This window comes from Nonomuraea sp. NPDC003214, from assembly GCF_053590035.1.
The window spans coordinates 538,102-560,517 of the sequence record NZ_JBSFSX010000003.1 but is presented as its reverse complement, the minus strand read 5'-3'; the positions used below and the strand labels follow the sequence as shown (position 1 = coordinate 560,517).

At 74.7% G+C, this 22,416-nt stretch carries 20 protein-coding genes and 1 tRNA gene; 14 read left to right on the top strand and 7 right to left on the bottom strand.

All coding sequences use genetic code 11. The annotated features are described in order from the left end of the window. The first annotated feature begins 196 nt into the window (after window positions 1-196). The 4 genes from ACWDXC_RS11470 (at window position 197) to ACWDXC_RS11455 (ending at window position 8,101) form a co-directional block, all read left to right on the top strand. Window positions 197-2,539, top strand: a complete 2,343-nt coding sequence (locus ACWDXC_RS11470; RefSeq protein WP_449980709.1) for a hypothetical protein — start codon at window positions 197-199, stop codon at window positions 2,537-2,539. A 97-nt stretch (window positions 2,540-2,636) separates the two neighbouring features. Then, complete coding sequence (locus ACWDXC_RS11465) at window positions 2,637-4,046, top strand: endonuclease domain-containing protein (RefSeq protein WP_449980707.1); 1,410 nt, start codon at window positions 2,637-2,639, stop codon at window positions 4,044-4,046. Window positions 4,047-4,049: 3 nt separating this feature from the next. Further along, complete coding sequence (locus ACWDXC_RS11460) at window positions 4,050-4,727, top strand: hypothetical protein (RefSeq protein ID WP_449980705.1); 678 nt, start codon at window positions 4,050-4,052, stop codon at window positions 4,725-4,727. Further along, window positions 4,712-8,101, top strand: coding sequence for a helicase HerA domain-containing protein (locus tag ACWDXC_RS11455; protein WP_449980703.1), 3,390 nt, complete (start codon window positions 4,712-4,714; stop codon window positions 8,099-8,101). The genes ACWDXC_RS11460 and ACWDXC_RS11455 overlap by 16 nt, the downstream gene beginning before the upstream one ends. Here ACWDXC_RS11455 and ACWDXC_RS11450 read toward each other — a convergent pair. Further along, window positions 8,034-8,366, bottom strand: coding sequence for a putative quinol monooxygenase (locus ACWDXC_RS11450; protein WP_449980700.1), 333 nt, complete (start codon window positions 8,364-8,366; stop codon window positions 8,034-8,036). The two genes, ACWDXC_RS11455 and ACWDXC_RS11450, sit on opposite strands and share 68 nt — an antisense overlap. A 155-nt stretch (window positions 8,367-8,521) precedes the next feature. On the opposite strand from ACWDXC_RS11450, the gene ACWDXC_RS11445 reads away from it, so the two are divergent. The 3 genes from ACWDXC_RS11445 to ACWDXC_RS11435 all read left to right on the top strand — a co-directional run bounded on the left by ACWDXC_RS11445 (window position 8,522) and on the right by ACWDXC_RS11435 (window position 11,190). Continuing rightward, window positions 8,522-8,974 (top strand): VOC family protein, encoded by a 453-nt coding sequence (locus ACWDXC_RS11445; RefSeq protein WP_219508255.1) that lies wholly within the window; start codon window positions 8,522-8,524, stop codon window positions 8,972-8,974. 152 nt (window positions 8,975-9,126) lie between these two features. Beyond that, window positions 9,127-11,085 (top strand): GTP-binding protein, encoded by a 1,959-nt coding sequence (locus tag ACWDXC_RS11440; RefSeq protein ID WP_449980696.1) that lies wholly within the window; start codon window positions 9,127-9,129, stop codon window positions 11,083-11,085. 31 nt (window positions 11,086-11,116) lie between these two features. Further along, window positions 11,117-11,190, top strand: a tRNA-Met gene (locus tag ACWDXC_RS11435). On the opposite strand, the gene ACWDXC_RS11430 is transcribed toward ACWDXC_RS11435, so the two are convergent. Further along, window positions 11,188-12,894, bottom strand: a complete 1,707-nt coding sequence (locus ACWDXC_RS11430) for a hypothetical protein (RefSeq protein WP_449980693.1) — start codon at window positions 12,892-12,894, stop codon at window positions 11,188-11,190. The genes ACWDXC_RS11435 and ACWDXC_RS11430 overlap by 3 nt on opposite strands. A gap of 137 nt (window positions 12,895-13,031) precedes the next feature. Between ACWDXC_RS11430 and ACWDXC_RS11425 the strand changes: the two genes are divergently transcribed. Beyond that, on the top strand, window positions 13,032-13,508 hold the full coding sequence (locus ACWDXC_RS11425; protein ID WP_364169596.1) for a GNAT family N-acetyltransferase: 477 nt from the start codon (window positions 13,032-13,034) through the stop codon (window positions 13,506-13,508). A gap of 21 nt (window positions 13,509-13,529) precedes the next feature. On the opposite strand, the gene ACWDXC_RS11420 is transcribed toward ACWDXC_RS11425, so the two are convergent. Beyond that, entirely contained in the window at window positions 13,530-14,240 is a 711-nt protein-coding gene (locus ACWDXC_RS11420; RefSeq protein WP_357587313.1) for a GntR family transcriptional regulator, read from the bottom strand. A 96-nt stretch (window positions 14,241-14,336) separates the two neighbouring features. On the opposite strand from ACWDXC_RS11420, the gene ACWDXC_RS11415 reads away from it, so the two are divergent. The 3 genes from ACWDXC_RS11415 to ACWDXC_RS11405 all read left to right on the top strand — a co-directional run bounded on the left by ACWDXC_RS11415 (window position 14,337) and on the right by ACWDXC_RS11405 (window position 17,249). Further along, entirely contained in the window at window positions 14,337-14,996 is a 660-nt protein-coding gene (locus tag ACWDXC_RS11415) for an N-acetylmannosamine-6-phosphate 2-epimerase (RefSeq protein ID WP_219508260.1), read from the top strand. Then, window positions 14,993-16,060, top strand: a complete 1,068-nt coding sequence (locus ACWDXC_RS11410; RefSeq protein ID WP_449980688.1) for an ROK family protein — start codon at window positions 14,993-14,995, stop codon at window positions 16,058-16,060. The genes ACWDXC_RS11415 and ACWDXC_RS11410 overlap by 4 nt, the downstream gene beginning before the upstream one ends. A 271-nt stretch (window positions 16,061-16,331) precedes the next feature. After that, window positions 16,332-17,249 carry a hypothetical protein gene (locus ACWDXC_RS11405; RefSeq protein WP_449980685.1) on the top strand — a complete coding sequence of 306 codons (918 nt, stop codon included), beginning with the start codon at window positions 16,332-16,334 and terminating at the stop codon, window positions 17,247-17,249. A gap of 108 nt (window positions 17,250-17,357) precedes the next feature. On the opposite strand, the gene ACWDXC_RS11400 is transcribed toward ACWDXC_RS11405, so the two are convergent. Then, complete coding sequence (locus ACWDXC_RS11400) at window positions 17,358-17,996, bottom strand: TetR/AcrR family transcriptional regulator C-terminal domain-containing protein (RefSeq protein WP_449980682.1); 639 nt, start codon at window positions 17,994-17,996, stop codon at window positions 17,358-17,360. 55 nt (window positions 17,997-18,051) lie between these two features. Between ACWDXC_RS11400 and ACWDXC_RS11395 the strand changes: the two genes are divergently transcribed. Further along, window positions 18,052-18,858, top strand: coding sequence for an alpha/beta fold hydrolase (locus tag ACWDXC_RS11395; protein WP_449980679.1), 807 nt, complete (start codon window positions 18,052-18,054; stop codon window positions 18,856-18,858). Between the two features lie 58 nt (window positions 18,859-18,916). Further along, window positions 18,917-19,126: a hypothetical protein gene (locus ACWDXC_RS11390; protein ID WP_449980676.1), complete on the top strand. Its 210-nt coding sequence runs from the start codon at window positions 18,917-18,919 to the stop codon at window positions 19,124-19,126. Between the two features lie 114 nt (window positions 19,127-19,240). Here the strand turns inward: ACWDXC_RS11390 and ACWDXC_RS11385 are convergent, their stop codons facing one another. The 3 genes from ACWDXC_RS11385 to ACWDXC_RS11375 all read right to left on the bottom strand — a co-directional run bounded on the left by ACWDXC_RS11385 (window position 19,241) and on the right by ACWDXC_RS11375 (window position 21,182). Next, window positions 19,241-19,690, bottom strand: coding sequence for a DUF6228 family protein (locus tag ACWDXC_RS11385; protein ID WP_449980673.1), 450 nt, complete (start codon window positions 19,688-19,690; stop codon window positions 19,241-19,243). A 204-nt stretch (window positions 19,691-19,894) separates the two neighbouring features. Further along, window positions 19,895-20,191: a hypothetical protein gene (locus ACWDXC_RS11380; RefSeq protein WP_364169568.1), complete on the bottom strand. Its 297-nt coding sequence runs from the start codon at window positions 20,189-20,191 to the stop codon at window positions 19,895-19,897. After that, window positions 20,160-21,182 carry a helix-turn-helix transcriptional regulator gene (locus ACWDXC_RS11375; RefSeq protein WP_449980670.1) on the bottom strand — a complete coding sequence of 341 codons (1,023 nt, stop codon included), beginning with the start codon at window positions 21,180-21,182 and terminating at the stop codon, window positions 20,160-20,162. Before ACWDXC_RS11375 ends, ACWDXC_RS11380 begins: the two co-directional genes overlap by 32 nt. Window positions 21,183-21,236: 54 nt before the next feature. On the opposite strand from ACWDXC_RS11375, the gene ACWDXC_RS11370 reads away from it, so the two are divergent. Further along, window positions 21,237-22,367 carry an epoxide hydrolase family protein gene (locus tag ACWDXC_RS11370; RefSeq protein ID WP_449980667.1) on the top strand — a complete coding sequence of 377 codons (1,131 nt, stop codon included), beginning with the start codon at window positions 21,237-21,239 and terminating at the stop codon, window positions 22,365-22,367. Window positions 22,368-22,416: the final 49 nt, after the last annotated feature.

Below are 22,416 nucleotides of genomic sequence, written 5' to 3'. Positions count from 1 at the left end.
CTCCCGGCTGGAAATGAGCGGATCTTGCATTCCCAGTATCGGGGTAAAGGCGCGGGAATGCCAGCACGAGCTGCCGGACAGTGGTTATTCCATTATCGAATCGGTGAATTTCGGGCGGCTTAATGCGGGGTCGCGTTGATCAACCCGTGGCCCGCGTGCTCTTGATCTTCGGCGCGTTCACTGGGAACTTGTCGGGGTGTCCAAGTGGAGTCGCGTTCTCTGGAAAGGGCTGGCCGTCGTGCTGCCGGCCGCCGCGCTGGCCGGGCTCGGCGGCTACGCCATGTCGCTGGGCGGGTCCGGCCTGAGCGAAGCGCTGGCCTCGGCGCCGCCGGAGGCCACCTCCGTCACGGTCACCGGGCTGATCACGGCCGAGACGTACGCCCGCATCGACGGCGTCGTCCGCGAACAGGCCGGGGCGGCGCTCGGCGGGGCCGGGGGCGAGCCGGCCACCCGGTTCCGCTCCGACGCCTACGCGATGCCCGGTCAGGAGAACCTGCGCCGGCCCGAGCGGCTCAGGTTCGACAGCGTGAGCGACCTGCGCGAGCACGCCAAGCTCGTCGAAGGCGCCTGGCCCGGTCACGGCGGCGCCGACGGCACCGTGCAGGCCGCCGTCTCCCAGCCCGCCGCCACGCTCGCCAGGCTCCGCGCCGGACAGGAGATCATCGTCCAGGGGCGCATCGACGGCAAGCCGGTCAAGGTCCGGATCACCGGCGTCTACCTGCTCGACGACCCGTACGGGCCGCGCTGGGCCGACGACCCGATGCTCGCCAGGGGCGTCGACGAGCGCGACTACTACACCACGTTCGGCCCGCTGATGGTCGACCAGCGGACCTTCCTCGACCGCTTCGCCACCAACGTCAAGGCGTCCTGGACGTTCACTCCCGATCTGACCGGCTTTGCGGCGGAGGGCGTGCGATCGATGGCCGCGGGGGTCCGGGACCTGCGCGAGAGCCTGCTGAGCGCCGGGTGCGCCGACTGCACGCCCGTCAGCGCGCTGCCCGCGACCGTGGCCCGGCTCGACGCCGTCACCGCCGCCTCCCGGGCCGCCGTGCTCGGGCTCGCCGGCGGGCTGGGCGCGGCCCTGCTCCTGCTGCTCGTACGGCGGCCGGGCGTGCGCGGGATCTCCGTCGCCCTGGCCGCCGCCCTCGTCGTCACCACCGTGTCCACCGCCGCCACCTGGCGCACCTCCCAGGCCGACCAGGCGACCCACCAGGCAGGCGCCGACCTGCGCGTGCACGGCCCCGCCGAAGGCGGCACCCCGCACGCGCTCGGCCGCGGCAGCGCCTTCGCCGCGCTGCCCGGCGTCACCGCCGCCGTGCCCGCCCACCGGGTGACGGTCGTGGTCGACCTGCACGACGCCACCCTCGTCGGCCTCGACGCCGACCGCCTCGGCCAGGCGTACCGGATCCGCCCCGACCTGTCCGACCGCACCGTCGCCGAACTGGCCGCCGGCCTCGCCGCCGGACGCCCGGCCATCGGCGGGCTGCCCGTCCCCGGCACGCCCCGCACGCTCACCGTCGAGGCCGAGACGCCCGACGGGCCGCTGCCGCTCGTCCTGGTGGTCTCCGACGCCCTTGGCACCTGGCACGGCGTGCCCGTGCCGCCGCTGCGCACCGGCGCCACCGACGTCGACCTGTCCGCGCTGGCCGGCCCCGGCGAGGAGATCGCCTACCCGCTCACCGTCCGCGGGTTCCTCGGCCGCGTCGTCGACGGCGTCCCCCGCACCGCGACCGTGACCGCCCTGCGCGCCGGCGGCCAGACGCTCACGCTGCCCGCCGGACAGCAGTGGACCGGCGGCGAACAGGCCGACAGCGGGCTGTTCACCGTGCGCGTCGCCGACAGCGCCGTCACCGTCCGGCCCGTGCCCACCGCCGCGCCCGTGGACGGGCCGCTGCCCGTCGTCGTCACCGCCGACCTCGCCGCCGCGCACAACCTCGAGACCGGCCGCGAATCCGTCATCCTCCTCGAACGCAAACCCGTACGCGTCAAGGTCGCCGGCATCGTCGACCGGCTGCCCGCGACCACGCCCGCGCTCCCCGGCATCCTCGCCGACTGGCCCACCCTCCAGGTCCGCGAGCTGGCCGCCGGGCGGCTCCCCGCGCCCGCCACCGACTGGTGGCTCGCCACCGGCGACCCCCAGCGCACCCGCGCCGCGCTCGCCGCCCACCCCGGCTGGGACGTCCACCTCGCCCGCTCGCGCGACCTGGCCGCACCCCTCCTCGGCGACCAGCGGGCCGCCCTCCTGCTCGGGCTGGCCGCCGCGCTCGCCGTCCTCGTCCTGGCCGCGCTGCTCGCCGGGGCCCGCGCCCTCTTCTACGCCGCCGGGGGAGTGGCGGCCGGGCTCGGGCTCGCGTACGCGCTCGCCCCCGCGCTCGTCCGCGCCGCCCAGGCCGCCCCCGTCGTCCCGGAACCGGTGCCCGACCTGGCCTGGCCCGTGGCCGTGGCCATCCTGGTGCTGCTCGCCGGGCTGTCGGGCCTCGTCCACGTCCGGCGCGGCCGGGCCCGGCCGGAGGCGGCCCCCGTGCCGGTACGCGTCTGAGACCCTTTCGCCGGACAGCCGCGGGCGGGCCCGTATAGCCTCGCCGATGGTTCCCCCCGCTGTCCCCCCGCTTTCTCCCCCCGACGAGGACTGGCCTGTGGTGCGCTCATGGTCGCGATCACCGGCCGGCCGGGTGGTGTGGGCCGGGGCCGACCCCGACGCGATCGAGCTCGCCGCCGATCCGCTGCCCGAGGACGGCCCCGCGATCGTCACCTACACCGCCCGCCCGGCCCGCACCGCTGCCGTTTTCGTCGCGGCGGTCCTGGACGAGCTCGACGCCGCCGCGCTCGCCCTCTTCCCCGCCTGGCTGCCGGCCGCCGCGACGCTCGACGGCCCCGGCGGCGCCGCCCCGGCCGCGGTCCGCGCCCTGGCCCTGCGCGAAGCCGCGACCACCGCCCACTTCGGCCCCTTCCTCGCCGCCCTGGCCACCCGCGCCCTCACCACCCACACCCCCCTTTCCGGCCTTGGCCTCGTCCCGGGCTCCGCGCCCGGCTTCGGCCCTCTCCCGGGTACGGGCCCCGCCCCTTCCTTCGGCCAGGACCAGGACCAGGGCGCGGGCCGAGGCCAGGGCCAGGGCCGGGACCAGGCCGGGGTTCGGGGCCAGGGCGGGGTTCGGGGCCAGGGCGGGGATCAGGGCGGAGGCCAGGGCCAGGGCCGGGATCAGGCCGGGACCCGGGACCAGAGCGGGGATCAGGGCGGGCGCGGGGATCAGGGCTGGGGCCAGGAGCAGGGCCAGAACCGGGGCCGGGGCCGGGGTCGGGGGCAGTTCGGGCCGGAGGCGCGGGCGGCTGGACTGGCGCGGGTGCTGGCCGCGAGCTTCCGGCGGGAGTGGACGGCCATCCTGGTGCGCGTCCCCGGTGAGCTGCCGCCCGCCGCGCAGGAGGTGCTCGTCGCCGGCTGCGAATGGCTCGCCCATCGGGGTGGGTTCGGCGTGTGGCTGGCCGGGGCGCCGCTGCCCGCCGTGGACCGGGTGCCCGCCGTCGAGCTCCCGCTCCGGCCGCTCCGCCTTCCCGCCGTCCGCGCACTCCCCGGCGAGCGCGTCCGCATCCCCGCCGACCAGGCGGAGAGCGTACGGCCGGCCGGTTGGACGCCGGATGACGCGCGCCCGCCGCACGGGGAGGCGGAGGGCGGAGGGCTGGGCTATCCGCCGGTGGCGGGGCGGCCGCATCCGGCGAGCCGCAGCGAGCAGGCGCTGGAGGACGCACTCGCGCCACGGCCCTGGGCCGCCGGGCGGGCGTGGAACCGGACGTACCAGCCCCACCCGCTGGCCCCGCCCATCCGGGTGGATCTGCTGTGGCAGGCGGAGCGGTGCGTCGTCGAGATCGACGGCCCCGACCACCGGCGGCCGGCCAAGTTCGCCGACGACCGGAGGCGGGATGTGCTGCTCCAGCTCGCCGGTTACGCGGTGCTGCGCTTCACCGATTCCCATGTGTTGACCGATCCCGGATCGGTGGCCCGGCAGATCGAGCTGTTTCTGCGGAGCCGCCGCGGGACTACCGAAGGATGAGCCATGTCAGACAAGGCCCTGTCGCTGCCCGAGTTCTCGGCGCTGGTGGCGCTGGCGGTCGAGGCCCGGGAGATCTCCAACACGGAGCTCAAGGCGCGGCGCGGGCTGTCGATCGACGGGAAGAAGCGGGTCAGACTCAATGAGCTGAAGCTGGTCGACAGCTGGAAGCAGGGGCGCGGGTTCGCGCACGTGCTCACCGACGCGGGCTGGGCGCGGCTGGGGGAGGACCTGCGCGCGGGGCGGCTGCCGGTGTTCGGCGGCTCGTCGGGGGTGATCGCGCGGGCGCTGCTCGGCTGGCTGCCGGAGTTCCTGGAGCGTACCGACCAGCGGCTCGCCGACGTCTTCCAGCCGCCCGAGTCCCAGCCGCCCGGGTTCCAGCCGCCCGGGTTCCAGCCGCTGGCGCAGCCGCCGGGGGAGAGCGCGGACGTGGAGGGGCGGGTCCGGGACGCCTACACCCGGCTCGCGGCCTCGCCCGGCGCGTGGGTGAGCCTGACGCGGCTGCGGGCGCTGCTCGGCGACGTGCCGAGGGAGGCGCTCGACGGGACGCTGACCCGCATGGAACGCCTCGCCGACGTCAACCTCGTCCCCGAGTCCAACCAGAAGACGCTCAGCCCGCAGGACCGCGAGGCCGCCGTCCGCATCGGCGAGCAGGACAAGCACCTGCTGTGGATCGGGCAGTGACGGCCGGGGCCGCGGCCCTGGCGGCGCTCCGCTTCAACTACGCCGAGAGCGCCGACGACGTCTGGCGGCACTCCGACCACCACGTGGACGGGCTGCACGGGCCGTCCGCCGGGATCGTGCTCACCGGCCTGGCCGAGGCCGCCGAGGGGCGCGACACCAGCCCGATCGGCGTCGTCGTCCAGGGGCAGCGCGGCACCGGCAAGACCCACCTGCTCGGCTGGGTACGCGAACAGGCGCAACGCCGCGGCGGCTACTTCGTGCTCGTCGGCCTGCTCGACGCCAAGGGCTTCTGGGAGAGCACCGTCGTGTCCGTCCTGGACAGCCTGTCCCGCGACGCCGCCGAAGGACAGAGCCAGCTCGGCCTGTTCCTGACGCGGCTGGCCTCGGCGGCCGACCTGTCCCGGATGGAACGGCGCGCCGTCAGCGGCAGGAAGGCCATCACCCGGGAGGTGCTGGACCGGTTCGTCACGGCGCTGCGCCGGCTCGACCGGCAGGTCGGCAGCCAGGCGCAGGACACGGCGCGGGCCCTGGTGCTGTACGCGTCCGACGACCTCGCGCTGCAGGACATCGGCGAGGCGTTCCTGTCGTCGGCCCCCGAGGGCGAACCCGGCGAGCGGGCCCGCTGGGGCATCCGGCAGGTCGACCGCACGCCGCAGGAGATCGTCAGGGACGTCTCGCGGCTGCTCGCCCTCACCGGGCCCGCCATCGTCGCCGTCGACCAGATCGACGCGCTCGTCGCCCAGTCGCCCGTCGCCACCGACCCGCTCGCCCGCGAGCCGGGCGAATCGGCCATGATCGAACGGATCGCCGGCGGGCTCATGGACCTGCGCGAGGTCACGCGGCGCACGCTCACCGTCGTCACCTGCCTGCCCGCGACCTGGACGCTGATCGAGAAGGTGGCCGTCGACACCGTACGGGACCGGTTCCGGCAGGCCGTGCAGCTCAAGACCCTGCCCGACGCGCAGACGGCGGCGCGGCTCGTGGCGCGGCGGTTCGAGGTGCAGTACGCCGCCGCCGGGTTCGAGCCGCCGTACCCGACCTGGCCCGTCCGGCCGGAGGCGTTCGAGCAGGCGCCCGGGTTCACGCCCCGGCAACTGCTCATCACGATCGACGACCACGTCCGGGGCTGCGTCCAGGACGGGCAGGTCCGCGAGCTGACCCGGCTCACCGGGTCCGGCACCGGCACGCCGCGCCAGAGTCCCGCCCCCGACGCGGGCCTGCTCGCGGCGATCGACGCGCGGTTCGCCCGCCTGCGTGACGCCGCCGAGCCGCCCGAGCTCGACGCCGCCACCGAGGACGTCATCGTCCCCGCGCTCCTCGCGGCGGGGCTGACGGCCTGGGTCGGCGAACGCGGCGAAGCGGGCAAGGCGTTCAGCGTCGACCCGCCGCCCAGCGCCAAGCCGCCGCTGCACGCCCGGCTGCGGCACACGCTCGACGAGGAGACCGAGGACGAGGCGCACTGGGCGTTCCGCGCGGTCAGCGCCGCCCACGGGAACGCGGCGCTCAACCGGGTGCGCAAGGCGTCCGTGGCCGCCGGGCTGGATCCGCGCGTGCCCAAGCGGCGGCTCTTCCTGCTGCGCAACGCGCCCTGGTCTCCCGGGGTGCGCACCAAGGAGGCGATCGCGGCCTTCGAGCACGCCGGAGGGCGCACCCTGCCCGTGACGCCCGCCGACCTCAAGGTCCTGGCGGCGCTCAAGGCGCTGCTGGCCGAGAACCCGCCGGGGCTCGCGTCCTGGCTCACCGCCCGCCGCCCCACGTCCGCCATCCCCTTCCTCACCCAAGCTCTCACCGGCCCCTGGACCGTTCCCCCCGGACCGCCCAAGTCCGGTGCGTCCACGTCCGGGGTGGAGCCGTCCGGTCCGGGCGGCGGCACGCCGGAGGCGCCCGCCCCCGCCGCGTCGGGTGCGCCCGCTCCTGGAGCGGCAGCGGCGACGACGGCCGCACCCGGTGCGGTCGCGCCCGCGACGGCTGCGTCCGGTTCGGGTGGGGGCGCGGTGCGGGTTCCCGGTTCGGGAGGGGCGACGCCCCAGACGGCCGCGCCCGCTGCGGGAGGGGCGACGCCGCGGACGGCCGCGCCCTCTCCAGTCGTGTCGGGTGTGTCCGTTTCGGGAGACTTCGACGGTGGGGAGTACGTGGACGTCGGGGTGCGGGTGGGGTTGGAGGGGCTCAGGAAGCATGTGGCGATCTTCGCCGGCACCGGCTCCGGCAAGACGGTGCTGATCCGGCGGCTGGTGGAGGAGTGCGCGCTGCGGGGTGTGTCGGCCATCGTGCTCGACCCGAACAACGACCTGGCGAGGCTGGGGGACCGGTGGCCGGAGCGGCCGGAGGGCTGGGCGGAGGGCGACGAGCGCAAGGCGGAGGCGTATCTGGCGGGCACCGATGTGGTGGTGTGGACGCCGAGGCGGGCGGCGGGCCGGCCGCTGAGCTTCCAGCCGCTGCCCGACCTGGCCGGGGTGGCCGCCGATCCGGACGAGTTCGGCGAGGCGGTGGAGGCCGCGATGGCGGCCGTGGCCCCGAGGCTGAAGCTGACCGCGCAGACCGTGAAGGCGCAGCGCGGCCAGGCGGTGCTGCGCAAGGCGCTCGAATGGTACGGGCGGCGCGGCGGGACGACGCTGCGCGGCCTGGCCGGGATGCTGGCGGCGCTGCCGGAGGGCGTGAGCGAGCTGGCGGACGCGGAGCGCATCGCCGCGGATCTGGCCCAGTCGCTGCGGGCGGCGATGGACAACGATCCGCTGTTCGGCGGCGAGGGGACGCCGGTGGACCCGGGCCTGCTGCTGACGCCGCCGCCGGGCCGGCGGGCCCGCGTGTCGGTGGTGAGCCTGGCGGGCCTGCCGGGGGACGAGCAGCGGCAGAGCTTCGTCAGCCAGTTGCAGCTTGCGCTGTTCGCCTGGGTCAAGAAGAACCCGGCGGGTGACCGGCCGCTGGGCGGCCTGTTCGTGATGGACGAGGCGCAGACGTTCGCCCCGGCGGCCGGCGGCGTCACCGCGTGCCTGCGCAGCACGCTGGCGCTGGCGTCGCAGGCCCGCAAGTACGGGCTCGGCCTGGTCTTCGCCACGCAGGCGCCGAAGGGTCTGCACAACCAGATCCCCGGCAACGCCGCCACCCAGTTCTTCGGCCTGCTGAACGCGCCCATCCAGATCGGCGCGGCCCGCGAGATGGCGCGGGCGAAGGGCGGCGACGTGCCCGACGTGTCGCGGTTGCGGTCCGGGGAGTTCTACGTGGCGCTGGAGGGGCGGGGCCCGGTCAGGACGCGGGTGCCGATGTGCCTGAGCCACCACCCCAGGGCGCCGCTCACGACGGAGGAGGTCATCGCGCGGGCGGCACGGCCATCTCCCCCAGTTCGGACCAGCCGTCCTGCGCAATCGTCGTGTTGATGATCCGCGGGGTCTCCGCGAGGTGCGGCGGCAGCGTCCGCTGCGCCTCGCGGAAGTGGTCGGACTGGACGTGCGCGGCGCCGGCCTCGTCGTCGCGGAACGCCTCGACGAGCACGTACTCGTTCGGGTCGTCGAGGCTGCGCGACCAGTCGAACCACAGGCAGCCGGGCTCGGCCCGGGTGGCGGCGGTGAACTCGGCGGTGATCTCCGCCCACCTGGCGGCGGACTCGGGCAGTACGCGGAACTTCGCGGTGATGAAAATCATCGGGCCTCCTCAGGTCTCGGGGACGATCGTATGGCGGGTGGCCTGACCTGCCGTGACGCGCCCGGCGGAAAACTTCTCGGTCGCGTGTCGATCCGGCGGCCGGTCGTTCGACGCGCTGGTGAGGGGGAGGTTCCCCCGCACGAGAGGACGACGTCATGCAGAAGGTCACGACATTCCTGTGGTTCGACGACCAGGCCGAGGAGGCGGCCACGTTCTACACCTCGCTCCTGCCGGACTCGCGGATCGTGGACGTCCAGCGGGTGCCGGGGGGCGCGGCGATGACGGTGACGTTCGAGCTGGCCGGGCAGCGTCACATCGCGCTGAACGGCGGCCCGGGCAAGGAGTTCAGTGAGGCGACCTCCCTGTACGTGGACTGCGCGTCGCAGGAGGAGGTCGACGAGCTGTGGGCCCGGCTGACCGAGGGCGGCGAGGAGGGCCGGTGCGGCTGGCTCAAGGACCGCTACGGCCTGTCCTGGCAGATCATCCCGCGCGCCCTGCCGGACCTGATGGGCGGCCCGGACCCGGCGGTCGCGGCCAGGGTCGCGCAGGCCATGCTCGGCATGAACAAGATCGAGGTGAAGGGTCTGCTCGAAGCCGCCGCCGGCTGAGGTAAAACCTGTTGTCCCGGCGGCCGCCGATCTGGTGTGCTGCCGGGACACCGACGAGCGGAGGAGCTTCACGATGCGAGCCACAACCATGTCCCCCCAGCTGAGCACTTCCATCCACTCAGAGGACATGGCGGTTCGTGAAATTTCTGAATTTGGGCGTCCTTGCGCATGTAGACGCCGGTAAGACCAGCCTGACCGAGCGGCTGCTGCACGCCGCCGGAGTCATCGACGAGCTCGGCAGCGTCGACGACGGCAACACCCAGACCGACTCCCTCGCCCTCGAACGCCGGCGCGGCATCACCATCAAGTCCGCCGTCGTCTCCTTCCCGCTGGGCGACGTGACGGTCAACCTCATCGACACGCCCGGCCACCCCGACTTCATCGCCGAGGTCGAACGGGTGCTCGGCGTGCTCGACGGCGCGGTGCTCGTCGTGTCCGCCGTCGAGGGCGTCCAGGCGCAGACCCGCGTGCTGATGCGGACGCTGCGGCGGCTCGGCATCCCGGTGCTGATATTCGTCAACAAGATCGACCGGGGCGGGGCGCGCTGCGCGGGCGTGCTGCGCGACATCCAGGCCAAGCTCGCCCCGGCGAGCGTCGCGATGGGCGCCGTCACGGGCGAGGGCCGGCGCGACGCCCTGTTCGTCCCGTACGGGCCGGGCGACGCGGACGACGCCCTGGCCGAGACGCTCGCCGAGCACGACGACGCGCTGCTGGCCGCGTACGTGGAGGGCACCCCCGTCCCGTACCGGCGACTGCGCCGGGCGCTGGCCGGGCAGACGCGGCGGGCGCTCGCGCACCCGGTGTTCCTCGGCTCGGCCATCACCGGCGCGGGCGTCCCCGAGCTGGTCGGCGGCATCCGCGACCTGCTCCCGGCCGCGCGCGGCGACGCCGGTGGGCCGCTCTCCGGCACCGTGTTCAAGGTCGAGCGCGGGCCCGCCGGGGAAAAGGCCGCCTACGTGCGGCTGTTCTCCGGCACGGTCCGCGTACGGGACGTCGTGCCGTTCGGCGACGGCCGGGAGGGCAAGGTGACGTCGATCGCGCTGTTCGACCGGGGCTCGGCCGTCCGCGCCCCGGCCGTCGAGGCGGGGCGCATCGCCCGGCTGCACGGGCTCACCGAGGTGCGGATCGGCGACGCCGTCGGACGGCCCCCGCGGCTCGCCCGGCAGCACTTCGCGCCGCCCACGCTGGAGACCGTCGTCGTGCCGGACGACCCGTCCGACCGGGCCGCCCTGCACGCCGCGCTCTCCCAGCTCGCCGAGCAGGACCCGCTGATCAACCTGCGCCAGGACGACGTGCGCCAGGAGATCTCCGTCTCCCTGTACGGCGAGGTGCAGAAGGAGGTCATCCAGGAGACGCTGGCCGCCGAGTACGGGCTCGGCGTCACCTTCCGCGAGACCACCACGATCTGCGTCGAGCGCCCCGCGGGCACCGGCGCGGCCGTGGAGCTGATCGGCAAGGACGGCAACCCGTTCCTCGGCACCGTCGGGCTGCGCGTCGAGCCCGCGCCGATCGGGTCAGGCGTGGACTTCCGGCTGGAGGTGGAGCTGGGCTCGATGCCGTACACGTTCATGCGGGCCGTCGAGGACACCGTCCGCGAGACCCTGGGCCAGGGGCTGCACGGCTGGCAGGTGCTCGACTGCGTGGTCACGCTCACGCACTCCGGCTACTGGGCCAGGCAGAGCAGCGCGCACGGCGGGTTCGACAAGAGCATGTCGAGCACCGCCGGCGACTTCCGCCACCTGACGCCGCTGGTGCTCATGGACGCGCTGAAGCGGGCCGGCACCCGCGTGTACGAGCCGATGCACCGCTTCACGCTGGAGCTGCCGGCCGACGCCTCCGCCGCCGTGCTGGCCGAGCTGGTCCGCCTCGGCGGCGTGCCGGGCGCCGCCGGGCCGGCCGGGAGCGCGTACCGGGTGGACGGGGTGATCCCGGCGGCCCGGGTGCACGAGCTGGAGCAGCGGCTGCCGGGGCTCACCCGGGGGGAGGGGATGCTGGAGAGCGCGTTCGACTCCTACCAGGAGGTGCGCGGCCCCGTGCCCGCGCGGCCGCGTACCGACCACAACCCGCTCAACCGGAAGGAGTATCTGCTTCACGTGATCCGGCTCGTGTAGGTCCGGAAGTGCGATACAGTTGAGGAGTCGACGCGGGGTAGAGCAGTTCGGTAGCTCGTCGGGCTCATAACCCGAAGGTCGTAGGTTCAAATCCTTCCCCCGCTACTCTTCACGAGATCCCGTCCGGTTGGGCGGGATCTCGTCGTTTCCCGGCAGATACGCGCAGCGGGCCCCCGTCCGCACGGCGGCCCGCAGCTCCACGCCGATGACCGGGTCCGCCTCCGCGATCCGCGCCAGCGCCCGCCTGACCGCCTTGCCGACGGCGATCCTGGCCCGCTCCCCGCCGCCCGCCCGGTCCTCCTCGACCAGGTCGGCCGCCGGGACCTCCCGGCCGGGCCGCGCCACCAGGACGGCCAGGTGGCGCATGCCGACGCTGTCGGCGACGAGCGCGCGCCGCCCGCCCAGCGTCACCCGCCACTGCCTGCCGTGCGGCTCGATCCGGCACGCGCCCGGCCCGGCGGGCAGCATCATGCCCAGCTCCCTGGCCTCCTCGGCGGCGGCCGACCGCTCCCGGCGGGCCGCCTCGTCGTCGAGGCCGTGGCGCAGCGCCAGCGCCTGCGCCAGCCGGTGCCGCGACAGCGCCGCGGCGGGCCGGTGGCCCAGCGCCACGTTGTCGCGCACCGCCGCGCGCAGCTCCGCCACCGCGCCGTCCACGTCGCCGGTCGTCAGCGCCGCCATCCCCAGCGAGTGCCGCACCGAGCCGAGACACGTCACGCCCGGCCCGGCCACCGCCGGCAGCCCCGCGTAGGGCGCCAGCAGCTCGCGGGCCCGCGCCGCCGTGCCCGTGTCACGCAGCAGGTACGCGGCCTCGGTCAGGAAGTAGAGCGTCGCCAGCCAGCTTCCCGAACGTGGCAGGTTCTGGCCGCGCAACCGGGCCAGCACCCCCGCCGCCGTCCGATGATCGCCGGCCGTCGCGGCGGACACGGCCAGGCTCGCCGCCACCGCGTGGTCCACCGGGCTGAGCGTCGGCGACCCGGCCAGCTCGCGCAGCGACGGCACCAGCTCGCCCGCCCGCCCCTGGAACCAGCGGATCGCGCCGAGCTGCTCGCCGTACCAGCCGGGCGCGTCCACGTGCCCCGCCTCCGCGCCCCGCTGCGCGCACGCGCCCGCCAGCGCCTCCGCCTCCTCGAACCGGCCCGCCCGCGTCGCCAGCATCACCTCCGCCGCCCGCGCCACGAACCCGACCGCCAGATGGTCGCCCGCCGCCAGCGCCGCCCGCAGCTCCCGCAGAGACGGCTCCGCCTGCGGATCGGCCGCCTTGAACAGGTCGACCGTCCGCCACATCAGCCCCATGAGCAGGTCGCCGCGCCGCCCGGTGCGCGCCGCCACGCCCGTCAGCTCCGACGCCAGCGCCAGCCGCGTGCCCGCGTGGGCCGGGCCCAGCAGGCAGTGGTGCGCCAGGCTCAGCGCCTCCGCGAGCGCCACCGGGTCACCCGCCGCCCTCGCCTCCTCCAGCAGGCGCAGGGTCCCGGCGTGCTCGCCCGCCCGGTAGTCGTCCTCGCCGCGCATCCTGATCCGCAGCCGCAGCGCCAGCGGGGAGCGCGGGCCGACCAGCGCCAGCGCCCGCCGCTGCCGCGCCCGTACCGTCTCCTGACGCGGGCCCGGCCGGTGCTCCTGCACCCAGATCCCGCCCAGCCCCAGGGCCGCCCGCGCCAGCGCGGCACGGTCGCCGCTCGCCTCGGCCCGGCCGTGCGCCGCCTCGAAGCAGCGCCGCGCGGCCCGTAAGTCGCCCTCCTCGTACAGCGCCCGCTCGCCCGCGGTGATCGCGAACGCGCCGTCGTCACAGCGGGCCAGATCCACGCCCCCCACCGAACAGCCACCTCCCGGGAACGCGCGCGCACGCCATCCCAACAGGCCCCCCGCCCCCCGGCGCGCACCACGCCTGCGCATCGTCGCACGGGGACGGGCGAAATAGGTAGGCGCGCAGGTGTCATACGCTTGCGCACATGATTCGCCCCGCCACTCCCGACGACGTGCCCGTGATCAACCAGCTGGTCCGCGACCTGGCCGAATACGAGAAATCCCTGCACGAGGTCAAGCTCACCGACGAGCGGCTGAAGGACGCGCTGTTCGGCGACTCCCCGGCGGCGTACGCCCACGTCGCCGAGAGCGACGGGCAGGTCGTCGGCTTCGCGCTGTGGTTCCTCAGCTTCTCCACCTGGACCGGGACGTACGGGATCTATCTGGAGGATCTGTACGTGCGGCCGGAGAGCCGGGGCGGCGGGCACGGCAAGGCGCTCATGACGGAGCTGGCCCGCATCGGCGTCGAGCGCGGCTACGAGCGGTTCGAATGGTCGGTGCTCGACTGGAACCAGCCGTCGATCGACTTCTACCGGTCGATCGGCGCCGAGCCGTGCGACGAGTGGATCCGCTACCGGCTCTCGGGCGACGCGCTGACGACCTTCGCCGGCCGGTCCCGATAGCCGGTCAGCCGCGGTAGCCGGTCAGTCCCGGTAGATCGTCAGCTCGTAGGAGTAGCGGTCGGCCCGATAGAGCGACAGCGCGCGCTCGACCGCCCGGCCGCGCGCGTCGTAGGCCGTCCGCTGCACCAGGAACGCCGGCGAGAACGCCGCCACCCGCAGCTCCCGCGCGTCGGCCGGGTCGAGCACCGTCGCCCTGATCGTCTGCTCGGCCCGCCGCGGGGCCAGCCCGTGCCCGGCCAGCTCCTCGTACAGCGAGCCGCGCAACGCCTCGCCCAGCGCGCCCGGCACCAGCGCCGACGGCAGGTAGGAGTGCTCCAGGCAGATCGGCTCGCCGTCGGCCGTACGCACCCGCCGCACGTGCAGCACCTCGGCCGACGGGCTGATGCCCAGCGCGTAGCCGACCTCCGCCCCGGCCGGGATGCGTTCCTCCGTCACCGCCAGCGAACCCGGCCGCAGCCCCCGCGCCCGCATGTCCTCGCTGAACGAGGTCAGCTCCACCGACTTGGCGATGCGCGGCTCGCTCGCGAACGTCCCCGAGCCCTGCACCCGGTAGACGCGGCCCTCCCGCTCCAGCTGGTCGAGCACCAGCCGCACCGTCAACCGGCTCGCCCCGAACTCCTCCGCCAGACTGCGCTCGGTCGGCAGCCGGTCGTGCGGGGCCAGCTCGTCGCCCAGCAGCGAGAGCAGATGCCGGCGCAGCCGTGCCGACTTGCCCTCCGCCTCCTCGTTCACAGCCGGCAGTCTAGCCCTCCTCAGAATTGGGCTATACCATTTCGCCGAGCGAATCCCCCTTGTCGTGGGGGATCAGGTGGATTGGGCTATACAACCATGCTGGAACAGATCCGGGGCGGCCTCGTCGTCTCCTGCCAGGCGCCCGACGGGCACCCGCTGCGCGACCCCGAGACCATCGCCCGGCTCGCCCGCTGCGCCGAACTCGGCGGCGCCGCCGGGCTCCGGATCAACTCCGCCGCCGACATCCGCGCCGTCCGGCGCCACACCGCGCTCCCGGTCATCGGCCTGCACAAGATCCCGTACGCGCACCGCCACCTCATCACCCCCACCCTCGGTCTCGCCCGCGACCTGGCGGCGGCCGGGGCCGCGATGGTCGCCGTCGACCTGACCCGCGAATCGCCCGCCGACGCCGAGCTGGTCGCGGCCGTGCGCGCGTTCGTGCCCGTGATGGCCGACGTCTCCACCCTCGACGAGGGCCTCGCCGCCTGGGACGCGGGCGCCGCCGTGGTCGGCACCACCCTGTCCGGCTACACCGCCGCCCAGCTCCCCACGCCCGACGACCCCGACCTCGCCCTCGTCGCCGCCCTCGCCGGGCACGGCGTGCGGGTCGTCGCCGAGGGGCGCTACCGGACCGAGGACCAGGTACGGCGCGCGTTCGAGGCCGGGGCGTGGGCCGTCGTGGCCGGCGGCGCGATCACCGACCCGGTGTCCCTCACCGCCCGCCTCACCCACGCCACCCCGGCAGCCTCCCGATGACGGCGAACCGCCCAGGCGACCTGTCCTGGGACCGCGGTGAGGAGCCGGGCACCCGTTCCGAGGCCCCCGGCGTCGACTCCCGGGCTTTCAGCGGTGGTGGCGGTGCGCTGGCCGTGGCGGTGGACATCGGCGGCACCAAGATCGCGGCAGGGCTGGTGGACGCGGCCGGACGGCTGACCGGCGAGCGGCGCACGCCCACCCCGGCGGCCGACGGCGGCAAGGCGATCATGGCGGCCGTCCTGGACTGCGCCCGCCCTCTGCTGGCCCTCGGCGGCGACCGGGTGGTGGCGTGCGGCATCGCGACGGCCGGCGTGGTCGACGCCGGCGGACGCGTCTCCAGCGCCACCGACCTGCTCACCGGCTGGGCCGGCACCGACGTCAGGTCCGTCGCCGAGCACGCCCTCGGCCTCCCGGTGACCGTGGTGAACGACTGTCACGCCGCCGGAACCGCCGAAGCCCGCCTCGGCGCCGCCCGGGGCGCCCGCACCGCCCTGGTCGTCGCCGTCGGCACCGGCATCGGCGGCGCCCTGGTGACCGGCGGCACCACGTACCCCGGCCCCACGGGCACCGCGGGCGCCCTCGGCCACCTCCCCGCCCCGGCCGCCGCCCTGGTCTCCTCACGCAGATGCTCGTGCGGCGCGACGGACCACATCGAAGCCCACGCCTCAGGCCCCGCGATCGAACGCACGTACCACGAACTGACAGGTCATGAGCTGACCGGCCACGAGCTGGCAGGCCACGAGCTGACCGGCGACCGCCTCGGACTGGCCGCCATCGCCGCCCTGGCCCGATCCGGCGACCCGCGCGCCATCCAGGTGATCACCACCGCCGCGACCCTCCTGGGCCGCACGCTCGCCGGCGCCGCCAACCTCCTGGACCCCGACGTGATCGTGATCGCGGGCGGTGTCTCGCGACTCGGCCCCCTCCTGCTGGACCCGCTCCGCCTGGCCTACCGCGCCGACGCCCTGCCCGGCCCCCGCCGCGCCCCGATCCACCCGGCGACCCTCACCGACCAGGCGGGCCTCATCGGCGCCGGCCTGACCGCCCTCCCCCCACCCTCCTGACCAGGCCCGTCCTGGCCGCAGCAGGCCCGGATCGGGGCGACCACCCGCCCGTAGGGACCGCGCCCGTACGGACCGCTCCCCGTACGGACCACCCCTCGTACGTACGAGCTCTCCTCCGTCCGGAGGGCGCGCCCGTACGGACGAGGGCCCGCCTCATGGCCGCCCCCGCGCCGAGCTCGCCCGAACGGTCGTCTCCCAAGGGCGGCCCCCGTAACTACGGACGCACCTCGGCGGGCGTGGTGGCGGCCCGGGGCCGGTTAGGATGCCGCGCATGCCGCGTCCCCCCGCTCTTCGGCTGGCTGCCGGGCTGCTCGCCGTGTTCTGGCTGGGTCTCGTCGGCGGCGCCGTGCTCGTGTGGGGGACCGCCGCCGCGCCGTTCGAGATCTTCGCCGGGGTGTTCTGGAGCTCGGTCTGGTGCTTCTGGCTCGCCCGGGTGTGGCTGGGCGGGCCGATGGCGATCGGGCTGATGCGCGTGGCGGTGCTCGGGATCGGCTCGATCCTGCTCGTGGGCGCGGTGCTCGCCGCAGGGGTCTCCGGTGGCGGGGTGTACCCGTCGCAGGGGATCGGGGCGGGGGCCGCGCTGTGCGGTGTCGCGGGCGGGCTGCTGCTGGGGCGCGAGGACGTCAAGCGATGGAGCCGTTCCACGGCCGTGGTGCGGGTGGTGCGACAGCCGTCTGACGGGACCGCGTTCGACCTGCGGGGCGCCGCGCTCAGGCAGGGCCGGGGGATGTTCGGCTGCCTGATGGTCGTCGTCTCCGTCGCCGTGCTGGTCGTCGTCGGGGTGATCGGCGCGACGCTGCCCGAGGACCGGGGGGTGGACGCGCCGGACCACCTCGCGTTCATGGTGGGCGTGGTGCTCGTTGTGATCATCGGCATCGCCGGATATATCCGGATCAATCTGCGCGCCAAGGCCCTGGGCGTCCTGACCGTCACCGAACGCGGCATCAACGAGCACCCCTGGCCCAGAATCCGTTCGGCCGCCCTCTCGTACACCGGCGAAGCGAAGACCGTCGACGGCGTCCGCCGCTACCCGGGGGCCCGGCTCGACCTGTCGTTCCACGACGAGCCCGGCGAGCGCCACCTCGCCCTGCCCGGCGACGCCCACCTGCACGGCTCGATCGCGGCGGCCCTGGCCACGCACTGCCCCGACGGCACGTTCCTGGGCTGGGTGCCACGTACCACCCGATGACCGTCTATGCCGGGCCGGTGACCGTGCCGCCCCCGCCCGCCACCTCGGCGAGCGCGAGACCGACCGGCTCCGCCACGCCCTGACGCGCCTCCGCGAGATCACCGACCCCTACCGCTGACCACCAGCCTCGAGGCCCGCCTCGATGCTCGCCTCGATGCCCGCGACGAGCGTGCGCAGGCCGTGCTCGAACGCCTCCTCGCTCAGCGGGCTGCCTCCTTCGCGCAGCGCCGCCGCCAGCGTCTCGCCGGGCGGCCCGGCCGGCTGTCCGCTCTCGGGGCGTTCCGCCTGCTCCTGCAGCACGAACCCGTTGACGTAATGGGTGACGTGGGTGATCGCCCGCAATGCGAGCACCGGCCCGAACCCGCGCCTGACCAGCTCCGCCAGCTCCTCGTCGAACCTCGCGACCGTCTCCGCGCCGAGCCGCGTGGCCCCGGCGACGATGCGGGCGCTGTCGCGGTGCGCGAGCAGGCAGCGCCGGTACGCGCGGGCGCGCCGGACCAGCCACTCCTGCCACGTCTCGTCCGCGCCCGGCGGCCCCATGCCCGCCGCCAGCACGATCGCGTCGGCCATCCCGTCCAGAAGCTCCTGCTTGGTGCGGATGTGCCAGTAGAGCGCCGGTGACCGCACGCCCAGCTCGGCGGCCAGCCTGCGCACGGTCAGCCCGTCGAGCCCGACCTCGTCCAGCAGCCGCAACGCGGTCTCGACCAGCACCTGTGGGGACAGCGCGCCCCGCCTGTTCTCACCCATCGACGCCCTACCTTAGCAATGCTAAAGTCGCCCTTAGCGTTGCTAAGGAGGCATCGTGCTCACCATCCCCACCCCCGACGGCGCCGGCGTACGCGCCACCGACGAGGGCCGCGGCCCCGCCGTCCTCGTGGTGCACGCGGGCCTGGACGACGGTTCGCAATGGCACAAGGTCGCCCGCCTGCTCAGCCCCCGCCACCGGGTCGTCCGGATCCACCGCCGCCAGTACCGCCTCGACCTGCGCCCCCGCTGCACCATGGCCCAGGAGGCCGACGACGTCCGCGTCGCGGCGGCGGCGCTCGGCGGCCCGGTGCTGCTCGCCGGCCACTCCTCCGGCGGCGTCGCCGTCCTGGAGGCGCTCGCCGCCGCCCCCGGCGCGTTCGCGGGCGCGGTCCTCTACGAACCCCCCGTCGTCACCGGCCCCCCGCTCGGCGGCGAGGCCACCGCCCGCACCCGCGCCCTCGCCGACGCCGGCCGCCCCGGCAAGGCCATCGAGATCTTCGTCCGCGACGTCGTCGGCATCCCGCCGTTCGCCTCCCGCCTCGTCGGCCTGTACGTGGCGGCCGCGCCCAGGATGCGGGCCCTGGCGCCCCGGCAGATCGACGACCTCGAGGCGATCGACGAACTCGGCGACCGCCTCGACGCGTACGCCGCCATCGACGCCCCCGTCGTCCTGCTCGGCGGCGACCGCAGCCCCGCCCACCTGGCCGCCCGCCTCGACGCCCTCGAACGCCGCCTCCCGAACGCCCGCCGCGTCACCCTGCGCGGCCAGGGACACAGCGCCCACCTCCGCGCCCCGGCCGAGGTCGCCCACGTCATCGAAACCCTCGCCACGGAAGTCCTCACCACCCCCGGGAACGCGTAGGCCCCAGGAACCGCCTCAGCAGCGAGCCGATCGCGACGGTTCGCCTACACTGTGAGATGTGAGTGCCGCGCCGGAAGAGTACGAGGACATGCACCGGCTGGTCGACCGCCTGACGGCCGATCAGCTGCGCGAAGTCCGCGCCCACACGCTGAGGCTCGTGCACGGCGCCGGCTCCGACGGCGACACCCACTGGCCCCCGGCCTGGTTCGCCTCCATCACCACCGACCGCGACGACAATGCCGAACGCGCTGGGCGTCGTTACTCCTGACACGGCACCGATGACCCTCGCCTGACAGCCCGGACAAGCCATCGAGCGGGTGTCGCTCCGTATCTCCGGTGCTTCTTGGACCGGTATGGCGGTATGCCGGGCCGATCACATCGGTCAGGGGCGGGTGAAGAAGGCTCGGAGGTCGGCGGTCAGGGAGGTCAGGTGTTGCCCGGCTTCGATCCAGGTGGTGACGGACGCCTCCCACTCCGGGAGTGTGAGCTCTTGGGGGCGGAGTGTCCAGGTCAGCGCGATGTGCCCGCCGGAGTGGAAGGCGGCTGTGAGGGTGAGCTGGTTGGTGTGCCAGGTGCGCTCCCCGGTCCAGCCGCGGAAGTCGTCCACCAGTGCTTGCAGGAAGCAGGGGATGTCGCCGTCCCTGTCCCAGACGGAGACGGTCGCGTCGGGGACTCTGGCCAGCAGGCCGTCAGCCTGGGCCTCGATGGTGAAGCTGGTTTCGTAGGCGTCGACGAACTGCCTGCCGGTGAGGTGAACGGTGAGGCTCGGGTCCTGCGAGCACCGGACAGTCACGCCGGGCGGCTCGGGGGGTTGGTGATCTCCAGTGTCCACCTGGGCAGGGTAGCCCCCCGTCCGGGGTATGCGGGTTCGACGCCTTCCGTGCCCGAATCGGCCAAGGGTGCGGCGAAAGCCGGGAAGACGTCCGAACGAAGTGAGGCCCATCGATCCGGGCGGGCGGAGGGGCGCAACCACGGAATCGGTCAGCGGGTGGGGGAGCAGGCCATGTCCGGTGAAGGGACATGGCCTGCCTGGTGTTCACACGCCGGCGCCTGCCCGGATCCTCTCCGACTGGCGGCCGGTGTGGCCGTACATCTCCTCCTCCGTCTGCGCGTCCGGCCCGTGGGTCTCCTCGATGCGGAGCGCCACGCCCATGCAGAACAGCGTCGGTGCCCACTGGCCGATGAAGATCCCCCACCGGTCGGCGCGGTCCATGCCGGCGTTCTCGATGTTCTTGGACGTCATCCAGGTGGCGAAGGCCAAGCCAACGGAAGCGATTCCGGCCAGATAACAGTGGTTTGACTTAATGCCCATCTTGTGGAGCGTTTTGATCATGATTCCCCCCTTGCTGTGATGCTGTTACCCCGCGTGACCTTCCGTAATCGTTCCTGGTGACTGGGGGGAGGGAGGCTCGGCCGGCGCGTTCCGACAGGGTGCGGAAGGCGGCCAGGAGCTCGGGCGGGCCGTCGACGTGGAAGTCGGCGTCGAGCATGAGGATGTGCAGCGCGAGCCGCATCGGCGTGTCGCCGCCCGCGTGGACCGCGCAGGCGTGGTCGCCGCGCGGCTCGACGGCGACGGACGGGGGCAGCAGGGCGCGGACGGCGGCGACGGGCGCGTGCACGGTGACGGTCGCGCGGTGCCGCATGAGCGCCGTGTCGACGCCCTGCGGCACCACGTCCGCCGGGGGCGCGGCGCGCGGGGTGAAGCGGGGGCCGTGCGGGGTGCGTACCGTCATCCGGTCGACCCGGAAGGTGCGCCAGCCGGCGCGGTGCACGTCCCAGGCGATCAGATACCAGCGCCGTCCGGTGTGGACGAGCTTGTACGGTTCGACGTCGCAGACGCGTCCGTCACCGGTGTGGGTGCGGTAGTCGAACCGGAGCCGGTGCCGGTCGCGGCAGGCGGCGGCGACGGCCGTCAGCGTGCCGGTGGCGACGGGCGTGCCGGGTGGCCGGAGCGACACGGTGTGCCGGTGCAGCGCCTGGACGCGGTGGCGCAGGCGGGCGGGGAGGACCTGTTCGAGCTTGACCAGGGCGCGCAGCGCGGTCTCCTCGAACGCCCCGGCGGTGCGCAGCGCGACGGCGACGGCGACGGCCTCCTCGTCGTCGAGCAGCAGCGGCGGCAGCTTGGCGCCCGCGCCGAGCCGGTAGCCGCCGGCGACGCCGGGCGCGGCGTGCACCGGGTAGCCGAGGCTGCGCAGCTTGCCGATGTCGTAGCGGACGGTGCGCGGGCTGACCTCCAGCCGTTCGGCCAGCTCGGCGCCGGTCCAGTCGGCCCTGGCCTGGAGCAGTGAGAGCAGGCGCAGCAGCCGCGCGGAGGTTCCCAGCATGCCCGCATTCAATCCAGGCAAGGACTTTGCCACAAGGGCTGCGACGGTGGGGTCATGAGCGAAGAGATCAGGGACTTCCGCATCGACATCCCCCAGGCGGACCTGGACGACCTGCGCGAGCGGCTGGCCCGGGCCCGGCTGCCGGCGCAGACGCCCGGGGCGGGGCCGGAGCGCGGCCTGCCGGTCGCCGCGCTGGCGGAGCTGGCCGAGCACTGGGCCACGGCCTACGACTGGCGCCTGCACGAGAAGCGGCTCAACGCCCTTCCGCAGTACGTCACCACGATCGACGGCCAGGTCATCCACTTCCTGCACGTCCGCTCGCCGGAGCCGGACGCCACGCCGCTGGTCATGACGCACGGCTGGCCGGGCTCGGTGGTGGAGTTCCTGGACGTGATCGGCCCGTTGACCGATCCGAGGGCGCACGGCGGCGACCCGGCCGACGCCTTCCACCTGGTCGTCCCGTCGCTGCCGGGGTTCGGCTTCTCCGCGCCGCTGGCCGGCCCGGGCTGGACGCTGGAGCGGATCGCCCGAGCCTGGGCCACGCTGATGGCCAGGCTCGGCTACGACCGCTACGGCGCGCAGGGCGGCGACTGGGGGTCGGGCGTGTCGCGGGAGCTGGGCCGGGTCGACGCCGGGCGCGTGATCGGCGTGCACGTGAACTACCTCATGACCTTCCCCCACGGCGACCCGGCGGAGCAGGCCGAGCTCGGCGAGGAGGACCGGGCCAGGCTGGCCGGGCTGGAGCGCTTCACGGGCGAGCTGGGCGGCTATCTGGCGATCCAGTCGACCCGGCCGCAGACGCTCGCGTTCGGGCTGGCCGACTCGCCGGTGGGGCAGCTCGCCTGGATCGCGGAGAAGTTCGCCGAGTGGACCGAGAACGGCGTGGACCGCGACCGGCTGCTCACGAACGTGTCGCTCTACTGGCTGACGAACACGGCCGACTCGGCGGCGCAGATCTACTGGGAGTTCGCGCACGCGTGGAGCATGCCGGAGCGCTCGCCGACGCCGACGGGCGTGGCGGTGTTCGCCCACGACTACGTCAAGCCGGTCCGCGCGCTGGCCGAGCGGACCGACACGATCGTGCACTGGTCGGAGTTCGCGCACGGCGGGCACTTCGCCGCGCTGGAGCAGCCGGAGGCGCTCACCGAGGACGTGCGGGCCTTCTTCCGGGCCCTTCGGGGCTGATTACCAGCATGTTTCCGGCGTGACGCATATGTATTGCGTGTTGCCCGGG